We start from the raw sequence: 10794 nt of genomic DNA on the forward strand, positions 1-10794 counted from the left end.
CTGCCTGAGGAGTGCGGTGGGCAATGACGAGAGCGTCCGCCCACGGCCGACCAGGAACGCGGCGGCAGTGACGACGGACAGTGGCCGGTCCGCCTGCCCCGGCTCGCCGGAGACCGGGCAGGCGGACGTGTGGGAGGCGGCGCGTGGCAGCTCAGCCCTGGCCGTCCGCCCCTCCGCGCCGGGCGAGGTGGTGAGGCGCACGATGCGGAGGAAGCCGTTGTCCTCGTGCGGGTGGGGGCTTGCCATGTCGACCCTCACCCGGGTGGTGGCCACGGTGTCGAACGTGATGCGGGTGGGCTCCGCTTCGGGGGCGGGCAGTGCGAGCGCACGGTTGTGGCGACGGCCCCCTCCGGTGGCCTCGATCCTCGTCGATCCGGTCCGGAGCCCGTCCGCGTGTGCGGTGACGGTGACCGGCCCGGAGTCCCCTCCCGCCTGCACGACGGCGAGTGCTTTGCCGTGGAAGGCGGCGCGTGCGGGGGAACGGTAGTTCTCCGCGCTCTCCTGCTGCCCGTTGTCCACGCCCACGAGGCGGCTTCCGCCGCCGGTCACGTAGAAGGTGATGCGGTGATCCGCGTCCGGCACCAGGACACCTCGCGCGTCGGTGACCTCGGCGGTGACGAAGCACAGCGAGCGGCCGTCGGCTGTGATCCGTGTCCGGTCCGGGGTGAGCCGGACGGCGGCCGGGTCACCGGCCGTGCGCAATGTGTCCCGGGCCACCTCGGCGCCGTCGCGGCGGGCCACCGCGACGAGCTTGCCCGGCTGGAAAGGGACCTGCCACGTCAGGTGCAGCTTGCCTGCGCTGCCGTTCGGGCTGGTGTAACTGCCGGGATAGGGACCGGAGGTGACTGTCTTGTCGTCGCCGGTCGCCTCGGTCGTCTCCCAGTACTTCCGGCCGTCCTCGGTGGTCTTCCGGTCGAAGGACTTCGCGCCCAACGACCGGCCGTTGAGCGTCAGGTCCAGCCGGGCTGCGGCGCTGCAGATGCCGGCAGCACCCCGGCCACAGCTACTCCCGCCCTCGCAGGTGCTCGACCGCCGTGCGGGCAGTGGCGCCGATGACCGCGTCGGCGCGAGGCAACCGGCGGTCGGCGCGGGCTGCCTGTGTGAAGACGACGGCCGTGTACGCGCGGCCGTCGGCCAGTTCGACGACCCCGGCCTCGTGCCGCATGACGCCGAACGTCCCGGTCTTCCCGTACACCGCCACCTCGTCGTACGGGAAGCCGGACGCGAGCCGGTGCTGCGCGGGCTGGTGCCCCATCGTCCGGCGGATGAAGGCGCAACTGTCGGCGGAGGCGGCCTCGTCCAGCCAGATGGTGCGCAGCAGGTGAGCCATCTCCGCGGGGGTGGTCGCGGTCGCGCAGGCGGGGTCGTAGACACCCGGTGGCACTGCCCGGTCGTTGTCGGCGATCCGCGCGAACGCCGCGTCCACCGTCTCCGCACCGGTCTCCGTCACCAGCCGCGCCAGGGTGCCCGCGGCACCGTCGTTGAGCTGCGTACGGAAGAGACCGAGGGCCCGGCAGGTGTCGTCGACCGCCGCAGCGCCCACGTGGCGGAGCACCGCGTCGGCTGCGGCGTTGTCGGAGATGGTCATCATCATGACGACCAGATCGCGCAGGGACATCGACACCTCGTCCTGGAGCTGTGAGATGCCGGTGGGTCCCGGCAGCCGGTCCTGGGGCGGCAGGGTGATCCGTTGCCGCGGGTCGAGCAGGCCCGCATCGACCTGGCGGCAGTAGGTCACCATCAGCGGCACCTTGTAGACGGAGCCCATCAGCGCGGCTTCGTCCGCGTCGATGGTCACCCGCGCTTCGGGCCGGTGCAGTTCGGCCACATGGAGCCAGCCGCGCACCCCGGCGTCGTCGAACATTTCGCGCAGGGTGCGCTCGATGCCCCTGCCGGGTGCCTCCGCGCTCATCGGGCGCTCTCCCGGGCGGGGGCCAGCGCGTCGACGAGTGCTTCGGCCGCTTCTTCCGCCTCCGCGGCGGCCAGCCGCCTGGCGTCCCACACCACCCGCAGCCGCAACGGCAGCGCCGGATCGGCGGTCGGCTGCCGGACGACGCCGTCGGCGGTGAGTGTTTCGTCGGCGGTGACGAGCACGGCCTGACCGGCGGCAACCAGAGCCAGCCCGGCGCGCTCGTCCGAGATCACCACGGTCTCCACCCGCTGCCCCCGGCCCGCGAGCGTATCCAGGAACAGGTCGTGTGCCGCGGGCGCCTCGGCGCGCGGCCGGACGGCGTACGGCAACAGCCGCCCCGCTCGCGCACCGCCCGAGCGCCGGGCGGATTCAATGGTGGTGCTGTGCGGCGCGGTCCGGTCGGCCACTTCGCCCGGCGAGGACTGCCCGGCCGGCCCACCGACCGTGTCATCCGGTGCCAGCAACCACGTCGGCAGCAGCGTCACCGGGCCCGCGGCCAGCCCGTGGAGCACGGCGGGGTGGCGGACGACGGCCAGGTCGAGACGTCCTGCCGAGACGTCCGTGAGCAGCATGGCCGTCGGCGCCGTCACCACCGAGACCCGGCCGCGGATCCCGGCCCGGACGGGTGCCGCGGCGACGGACGCGCCGAGCCGGGGCGGCAGTTCGGGCGGCAGGCCGAGTCGGAGGCGCTGCCCGTCCGCGTGCTCCCTGGCGCCGGTCTCCCGCAGTTCGGCCAGCGCGATGAGTGCCCGGCGGGCGTGCGGGAGCAGCAGAGCGCCCTCCTCGGTGAGGGAGACCCCGCGTTCCCGGTCGAACAGCCGCACCCCCAGCAGCGCCTCCAGCCTCCGCAGCGCCTGCGAGAGGGGTGGCTGGGTGATGCCCACGCGCTGCGCGGCGTCGCCGAAGTGCCCTTCCTCCGCGAGCGCGACGAAGATTTCCAGGTGCCGCTCCGTCAGCATGCGTCCCCCATGATCTGCGGTGATACGCCGAACGAATCGGCGCGCGGTCGAGAGCATATTCGACACAGGGTGACTGCCGAGGTTTGACTCCTTTCCCCCAGGCCCGGGCCATGAGCAGCAGTTGAAACCCGCACGAGGCGAAGGAGTACCGCCATGCCCTCTCAACAGCCCGCAGCCGCCCAGCGCCGTCCGAGCCGTCGCAGGGTGCTGCGGACCAGCGTGGCCGCCGGGGCCGTCGGCGTGACGGGAACCTCAACCATCGCTTCAGCGGCAGCAGCAGCGCCCACAGCCCGTACCGCGCGGGACAGCGGTCGCCGGGGGAGCAGCGGTGTCCGGCTGCGCTGGCTCGGCATCGCGGGCTGGGAGCTGACCTTCGACGGGCACCGGCTGCTGATCGACCCGTACCTCACCCGGCAGCGCTACACGGGCCCCGACGGCAAGGCCGACCTGACGAGGAAGCTGGAGGTGAACCACCGGATCATCGACCGGGTGCTCGGTGAACACCTCGCAGGAGCACCCGAGTTCGTGCTGCTGACCCACGGTCACTGGGACCACCTCGCCGATGTGCCGTATCTCCTGGACCACCCGGCCTGGCGGGACAAGGAGATCAACATCCTCGGCACCGAGACGCATCTGCACTTGCTGACCGCCATGGGCGTCCCCGGCAAGGGGCGCAAACACCGCCCCGTCCTGGTGTCCGGGGGAGAGGTGCTGCGCCATCCCCTCCAGCCGTCCGGCAAGCGGTCACGTGCCGACTACACCGTCGAGGTGGTCCGCAGCCTGCACAGCCAGCTCGGAGGCTACGGCTTCGATCCGTACGGCACCCTGACCGCACCCCCCTCCCGGCCCCGGACGCTGGGCGATCTGGTGGAGGGCGGCACGCTGGGCTACCAGGTGACGGTGGGCGACCGGCTGAGCGTCATGTTCCTGAGCGGTACGGCCAACTTCGCGGCCCGCGAGGTCTCCGGCGCCACGCCGGACGTCCTGGTGCTGGGCTCCAGCGGGCACGCCGCCGTGCACGACTACTTCGAGCGCGCGGTCAGCGCCCTCGGCCGGCCCCGCGTCGTCGTCCCGAGCCACCACGACGACATGGTCACGGCGCTGGACGATCCCGCGGTGCACGACACCGTGAACCGCCGCGTGGTCGACCAGCTCCAGCAGGTGGTGGGCACCGACGGCCACGTCGTCGACCCCCGCCACTTGGAGCAGTTCGAACTGTGAGCTCCGCTCCGAGATCGCGGGTGCCCGTCTCGGCGCTCCTCTCGCCGAGTCCGTCATCCAGGCCGTACTGGACCACTGACCCGTACGCCTCACCACTGTGCCGGCACAGCAGCCCGGTACCACCTGGCCCTGGGCCGAGAAAGGACGAACAGTGACGCGCGCATCCACGGCCGCGCAGCCACCGGAGCGAAGCTCGGACGATCCCGCGACCGAGCGAAGCTCGGACGATCCCGCGACCGAGCGAAGCTCGGACGATCCCGCGACCGACGACGGAGCCCAGGGGCCGGAGGAGGAGCACACAGCGGGGGAGCCGGAGGCTGCCGAGGCTCCGGAGCCGGAGTCGGACGACGTGGGGGAGCCGGAGGCCGCCGATGCGCCGGACCCGGAGCCGGACGACGCCGGAGCCCCGGACACCGCCGACCCCCAGAAGCCGGAACTGCCCGGTGGCCAGGGGCTGGAGGGGGACCCGGAGCAGAAGCCGGCGGAGGGCAACGCTGGCCCCGCAGCCGTGCAGGAGGCGGCGGCTTCGAGCCCTGCGAGGTCCCGCAGGGTGAAGGCAGGGGTGGCGGTCGTGCTCGCGCTGTGCCTGGTCCTGGTGGTGGTCCAGACGGTGCGGCCGCTGCCCGCCCCGGTGCTGCGGCTGGATGCGGCGCTTACCTCCTACACCCTGCCGGGACACTTCACGGTGCCGTGGCCGCGGGAGGGCCAGGCTGCCGTCGCGCTGCCGGGTACGGGCACAGTCGGCACCTACGGCACGCAGAAACCCGTGCCGACCGCGAGTGTCGCCAAGATGATGACGGCGTACGTCCTCCTTCGCGAACGTCCGCTGGGGAAGGACGAGAAGGGGCCGATGATCGAGGTCGATGCCAAGGCGGTGCAGGAGGGCAGGTCCAAGCACGAATCGCGTATCGAAGGGCTGGAGGTCGGCCAGAAGTTCAGCCAGCAGGACATGCTGAAGATGTTGATGATTCCCTCGGGCAACAACATCGCCCGCCTGCTGGCCCGCTGGGTCACAGACAGCCGCACCGAGGCCGCTTTCGTACGGAAGATGAACGATGCCGCCCGGAAGCTGGGGATGAAGGACACCACCTACACCGATCCCAGCGGCCTGGACGCCAAGACCGTGAGCACCGCCGTCGACCAGCTGAAGCTCGCGGAGGCTGTCATGAGGCTCGGCACGTTCCGCGCGGCTGTCGCATTGCCCAGTGCCCAGGTGGACGGTCTGGACAAGCCGTTGATCAACAACATGGACAGGCTGCTGATGTCCGACCTGAGTATCAGGGGCATCAAGACCGGGTCCAACACACCGGCCGGCGGCACCCTGGTGTGGGCCGCCTACAAGACCGTCGACGGCAAGACCCCACTGATCCTCGGCACCATGCTGGACCAGCACGCCGACGGACCCGACCCGAACGGGGCCAGCAGCCTGACCCAGGTCAAGAACAGCAGCAAGAAGATCGTGCAGGCGGTCCGGGCGGCGCTCACTTCCGCCGCGGCTGTCCGCAAAGGCCAAGTGGTCGGTCATCTTGACGACGGACTCGGCGGGCGCACCCCGCTGGTCGCCGCCGGGGACTTCACCGCCGTCGGGGTACCGGGCCAGAAGGTGGATCTGCGGATCACCCCGGACAGCACCACGCTCCCGCACTCCGCGAAAGCCGGCACCAAGGTCGGGTTCCTGACCGCGGGCAGCGGCCGGGGCGGGGAGAAGGTGCCGGTCACCCTGCGGAACGACCTGTCGAGCCCGTCCTTCGGAGCGAAGCTGGCCCGGTGGGGCTAGAGCGGTGTGACCGTCGTGCGCCGGGCTCAACTACCCGACCGAGTGGTGCCACTGGCCGTACGGCGACGAGCGGTACGGAGCTCTCAGGTGCCGACCACCCGGGCCACGGACCGCGAGAGCTCGCCTGAGGATTTCTGAACACTTCCGAGTCATTCGAGTCATGAGGAGAACGCCATGACGCATCTGCCCCACCACGAGCGACCCGCCGGCCCTCTCTCCAGGCGTCGCTTCGGCCGGCTCGCCGCCCTCGCCCTCGCAGCCGGAGCCGGCTCGCTCCCCTTCGACTCGGCGACGGCCGCCACGTCGGACGGGCAGGCTTACTACGACCGTGCCCGTCGGCTGGCCGGCAGCGACCCGATACTGCGCACCCTCGTGAAGGCGCTGACCCCCGGCACCGAGGTTCCCCGGCCACCCGCGCCGGAACCGCTGAAGATCTTCGACAACCTTGCCATGCTGAGCGCGGGCTGGGTCTCCGCCATGGCCGTACTGACCGACGACGGGATCGTGCTGATCGACGCGTTGACGTCCTCGCGGGAGGCCGAAAGCGTCCTCGTCCCGGGGCTGCGCACCTTGGGAGCCGATCCGGAGACGATCAAATACATCGTCATCACGCACGGCCACGACGACCACTACGGCGGTGCGCAGTACCTTGCCGAGCGCTACGGATCACGCGTGCTGATGTCACCGGCCGACTGGGACCTCGCGGCCCGCACCGACCCGGACCACGCCCCCGCCCGGGATCTGGACATCGTGGACGGGCAACAGCTCACGCTCGGCGGCACGAGGATTCGGTTCCACCACACTCCGGGCCACACCCCTGGCACCGTTTCCCCAGTCTTCCCCGTACAGGTGGGCCACGCGCGCCATACGGCCATGCTGTGGGGCGGCTTGAACCCGCCCTCCGCGCCCGCCCAGTTGCGCACCTACCTGACCTCCATCCAGTCCTTCCGGGATCGGATGCGGCAGGCGAACGTGGATGTGGAGCTGTCCAACCATCCCAACGACAACGGCCTCGAACGTGCCGAGCAGCTACGGAACAATCCCGACGGACCGAACCCCTTCGTGCTCGGCCGACCGCGGGCACAGCGGTATATGGAGGTGATGGACCTGATGCTGCACGGCAGGCTCGCCGACGCCGAGGCAACGACCACAGCCGACAGCACACGTTGATTGACTCGACAGCTTCTGCAGGTCCGCAGGGCAGAACTCGCGGGAGACGAACCAGATTTCGCCCGATGTTCGCATGCCATAGCTCGAATCCGGCACTCTCTTCAGCCGAGTTCAGGATGGCTGCCGCAGCCATGAGTCGAGAGCCGCAAAGTCAGCATCGGTCAGACCATGGCGGGGATCAACACGGTGGAGCAAGGCGGGCCCTTGGTGGTGGGCGGCGACCCAGGCCCGATCAGCGCCGGTGAGCTCGTCGTCGATCCAGGCGAATGCGCGGCCCGCTGCCCATTCGACGATGGTGCGGGTCTTCCAGTGCAGTCCGCTGCGCTCGTCCTGGTCATCGATGTCGGACGGTTCGGGCCAGTTCACCACTGCCAGCGGCGGCAGACCAAGGCGCGGGGCGATGCAGTCGTTCGCGTCAGCCATCCATGTCGTGGCCCAGACCACCTCGCACGGGAGGGCCGCCAGTCGGCGCCCGTGCTCGGGATCGATCCTGGTCAGCAGCGGATTCGCAGAGGTGTCAAACGGGTCGGCAGCTGTCGCACTGGCCGGATACTGCTGGGGCTCCCGGCCGAACGGGATGAGTGGTCCGTCGACATCGAGAAACAGCAGCGGACGCTGCACGGAACCGGTCACGCCGACACGATAGCGACGCATCCCGGCGCGCGGGGCACGGTGGCTGTTTCCCGAACCGGTGGCTGAGCAGGACGAGCACGCCCGACAGTCAAGGGGTGAGGGGTTCGAGCACCCGGTTGTGGGTGTGCTGGTAGATCACCGAGCTGCGGAATCCGACGACTTCGCGGCGCTCGGTGAACTTGTCCATCAGGAAGCCGTGCAGGTAGTCCACGCTGGGCACGGAGACGTGCACGATCATGTCGTCGCCGCCCGTGACGACATAGACCGTGTTGACCTCGGGCAGGCCGGCGGCGTACGCCTTGAAGGTTTCGATGACTGCTCGATTCAGGGGCCGTACCTGGAAATGGATGAGCGCCTGTACGTGGCGGTTCAGGGCCGCCGGGTCGACTGCAGCGTGGTAACCGGTGATGACCCCGCGGGCGCGCAGCGCCCGGGTTCGCTCCAGGCAGGTCGACGGGGCGATGCCGAGGGCGCGGGCGAGGTCGCGATTGGTCTGCCGCGCATCGCGCTGCAGATGCCGAACGATTGCCGAATCAAGTTCGTCCATGCCGCGAGTATGCACCCGGATTCGAATATCGTTCGGGGCTTTGCCCACTGCCTCGGCGGACCGGCTAGCTTTCCGGCATGACCACCGCATTTCCGTACGCCCCTGTCGCCGATGCCCCGAATCCCTCACACGAGCTGGTGCAGGTCGTGCGCGGCCGCCGCAGCAGCCTGGCGATCACCATCGCGATCCACTCGACCTCCCTCGGCCCGGCGGCGGGCGGGTGCCGGATCGCTCACTACGACGACCCGGCCGCCGCCACCGCGGACGCGCTGCGTCTGTCGGCAGCGATGACCGAGAAGAACGCGCTGGCCGGTCTGCCTCATGGAGGCGCGAAGGCGGTCGTCGCCCTTCCGGCCGCAGTCCGGCCGACCGGCGCCGAACGCACGGCGCTGCTCCACGACCTCGGCGACGCGATCGAGTCGCTCGGCGGCAGCTACATCGCAGGCCCGGACGTGGGAAGCAGCCCGCCCGACATGTCCGTGATCGGCGAACGTACGTCGCACGTCTGCTGCCGGCCCGTCGAGGACGGCGGCAGCGGCGACTCCTCCCTCCACACCGCGCGCGGCACCGTCACGGCGCTGGGCGCGGTGGCCGACGAGCTCTTCGGGGCACCGGAGCTGACCGGGCGGACGTTCGGGGTGATCGGCCTCGGTGCGGTCGGCGCCCATGTGGCCCGGCTGTTGGATCGCGCTGGTGCGAGGCTTGTGATGACCGACGTCAACCCTGCCAAGCGAAGCCTGGCCGAGGAACTGGGCGCGACCTGGGTGCATCCGGACGACGCCGTCAAGACGGAGGTCGACGTCCTCATACCGGCCGCGCTCGGCGGTCTGCTGACGAAGCACACGGTGCCGCTGCTGCGGTGTGCCGCCGTCGCCGGCCCGGCCAACAATCAGCTCGACGAGCCGGACACCGCCCGCCTGCTCGCGGCGCGAGGCATCCTCTGGGCACCGGACGTGGTCGTCAGCTCCGGAGGGGTCATTCACGCCACCGGTGTCGAACTGCGCCAGGAATCCGAGGAACGGCTGACGGAGCGTATCCACGGCATCGCAATGACGCTCCGGCAGGTATTCCGGATGGCCCGGGATCTTCAGATCACGCCCGCTTTTGCAGCCGGGCAGCTCGCCGCGCAACGGGTCCGAGGAGGGGAGGGGTGATGGGTGAACGGAGCGCGTGTCGCCAGCAACTGACGTGGAGTCACGCAGCCTGCCCCAGCTGTTGGCATGGGCCTGGAGCCTGGCTACCGCTGAGTCGCAAGCGCTTATGATTCGTCTTCGTAGGTGACCCGAAGGGAATCAAAGTGATGGACGCGTCCTCGGACACTGCTGAGTCCGACGGCATAGATGAAGCCTGGCGGTTCGGTGTTCTGGAGGGTGAGGCCGTCCTCGGAGTGGCCGAGGGCGACCTCGCGGATTTCGAGCAGGCGGCACGCACGATCGCCGACTCCCATGGGGAAAGGCCACTCGACGATCAGGTTCTGTTGACTGCTGCCGCTATTGCAAGTCGCTCTCTGCCCACCTCCCTGTTGGAACAGCTGATCCGCTTCCGGGTGGTGGGGAATGAGCCCGGAACGCTGTTGCTGCGGCATCTTCCGGTGGAAGCCCCACTGTCCAGGACCCCGGCTGACGGAAGGTTCTCCGGCCATTGGTCCGCACTCCCATTGAGCACACTGACCCAGTTGGCTGTCATGAGTGTGCTGGGGGATGCGGTTTCCTACGCGGACGAGAAGGAAGGGCGGCTCGTCCAGGACATCTGCCCGTTGCCCGGGGCCGAAGAGCGCCAGGAGAACTCCGGAAGTGTGTTGCTGGATTTGCACACTGAGGACAGCTTCCATCCCTACAAGCCCGACTATCTGAGCCTGTACTGCCTGCGCTCGGGGCCGGACCGCGGCGCCATCACCGTGACCGGATCGATCAGGGCGGCCCTGCCACTGCTGTCTCCGGTCTCTGCGGCGACGCTCCGTGAGCCGATCTACCGCACTCGGTTCAGCAGTTCTTTCGCCGACGGCGCGGCTGCCCCCCGATACACCCCGCCTCAGCCCGTACTCAGCGGCCCGGCCGACGACCCCGATCTGTGCGTGAACTTCTTCGGGACGGAGGCGGTCGACGAGCGAGGCGCTACGGCCCTGGACGAATTGCGTGGGGCGGTCGAGAAAGTGCTGTGCGGAGTGTTCCTGCGGCCCGGAGACATGATCGTGATCGACAACCGCACCGCCGTGCACGGCCGTACGGGGTTCACACCCAACTACGACGGACGGGACAGGTGGCTCCGGCGCTGCTTCGCCGTGGCTGATCTGCGGCCCTCCCGCGCGCTGCGGAAGCAGGACTCGCGAGTCTGCGCACCGGTCCGGTGACCAGGGGTTCCCTGGGCGGGCGGCGGTAATTGCCCAAGCGATAAGGGCCCTTGGCGTTACTCATCGACAGGGCCCGCAGCCCAAGCCGGCACGCACCCGCTCGCTGAGTTCGTACTCGGCGAGTGGGCGGCCGGGCCGATGGATCGGCAAGCACCACCCCGCCGTCCTGGCCTCGTCCCATCGGCGTGGCTGCAAGGATGTCGGGGACCCGCGCTCAAGTAGGCC

General features: G+C 70.0%; 9 protein-coding genes and 1 pseudogene. 5 read left to right on the top strand and 5 right to left on the bottom strand.

Annotated features, from left to right (window positions below):
• Nucleotides 1–381: 381 nt before the first annotated feature.
• From ACTWP9_RS24265 to ACTWP9_RS24275, 3 genes and pseudogenes are all read right to left on the bottom strand, one after another.
• Nucleotides 382–1044, bottom strand: a pseudogene (locus ACTWP9_RS24265) (DUF4982 domain-containing protein); the annotation flags it as partial.
• Entirely contained in the window at nt 1004–1912 is a 909-nt protein-coding gene (locus ACTWP9_RS24270) for a serine hydrolase (RefSeq protein WP_443248368.1), read from the bottom strand. The gene ACTWP9_RS24270 and the pseudogene ACTWP9_RS24265, both read right to left, overlap by 41 nt.
• On the bottom strand, nt 1909–2871 hold the full coding sequence (locus ACTWP9_RS24275) for a LysR family transcriptional regulator (RefSeq protein ID WP_443248369.1): 963 nt from the start codon (nt 2869–2871) through the stop codon (nt 1909–1911). The genes ACTWP9_RS24270 and ACTWP9_RS24275 overlap by 4 nt, the downstream gene beginning before the upstream one ends.
• Before the next feature lie 153 nt (nt 2872–3024).
• Here ACTWP9_RS24275 and ACTWP9_RS24280 point away from each other — a divergent pair, with 153 nt between their 5' ends.
• The 3 genes from ACTWP9_RS24280 (at nt 3025) to ACTWP9_RS24290 (ending at nt 7039) form a co-directional block, all read left to right on the top strand.
• Nucleotides 3025–4092, top strand: a complete 1068-nt coding sequence (locus ACTWP9_RS24280) for an MBL fold metallo-hydrolase (RefSeq protein WP_443248370.1) — start codon at nt 3025–3027, stop codon at nt 4090–4092.
• Between the two features lie 151 nt (nt 4093–4243).
• A complete protein-coding gene (locus ACTWP9_RS24285) occupies nt 4244–5869 on the top strand; it encodes a serine hydrolase (protein ID WP_443248371.1) in 1626 nt (541 codons plus the stop codon).
• Between the two features lie 174 nt (nt 5870–6043).
• Nucleotides 6044–7039: an MBL fold metallo-hydrolase gene (locus tag ACTWP9_RS24290; RefSeq protein WP_443248372.1), complete on the top strand. Its 996-nt coding sequence runs from the start codon at nt 6044–6046 to the stop codon at nt 7037–7039.
• Between the two features lie 111 nt (nt 7040–7150).
• On the opposite strand, the gene ACTWP9_RS24295 is transcribed toward ACTWP9_RS24290, so the two are convergent.
• The gene (locus ACTWP9_RS24295; protein WP_443248373.1) at nt 7151–7672 is read right to left on the bottom strand and encodes an HAD domain-containing protein; all 522 of its coding nucleotides are present in this window, start codon (nt 7670–7672) and stop codon (nt 7151–7153) included.
• Nucleotides 7673–7760: 88 nt separating this feature from the next.
• Nucleotides 7761–8219: an Lrp/AsnC family transcriptional regulator gene (locus ACTWP9_RS24300; RefSeq protein WP_443248374.1), complete on the bottom strand. Its 459-nt coding sequence runs from the start codon at nt 8217–8219 to the stop codon at nt 7761–7763.
• Nucleotides 8220–8296: 77 nt separating this feature from the next.
• On the opposite strand from ACTWP9_RS24300, the gene ACTWP9_RS24305 reads away from it, so the two are divergent.
• Nucleotides 8297–9373 (top strand): Glu/Leu/Phe/Val dehydrogenase dimerization domain-containing protein, encoded by a 1077-nt coding sequence (locus ACTWP9_RS24305; protein WP_443248375.1) that lies wholly within the window; start codon nt 8297–8299, stop codon nt 9371–9373.
• Between the two features lie 530 nt (nt 9374–9903).
• Nucleotides 9904–10569: a TauD/TfdA family dioxygenase gene (locus ACTWP9_RS24310; RefSeq protein WP_443248417.1), complete on the top strand. Its 666-nt coding sequence runs from the start codon at nt 9904–9906 to the stop codon at nt 10567–10569.
• Nucleotides 10570–10794: the final 225 nt, after the last annotated feature.

The sequence above is a fragment of the Streptomyces sp. 3N207 genome (assembly GCF_052246355.1).
Taxonomy (GTDB): domain Bacteria; phylum Actinomycetota; class Actinomycetes; order Streptomycetales; family Streptomycetaceae; genus Streptomyces.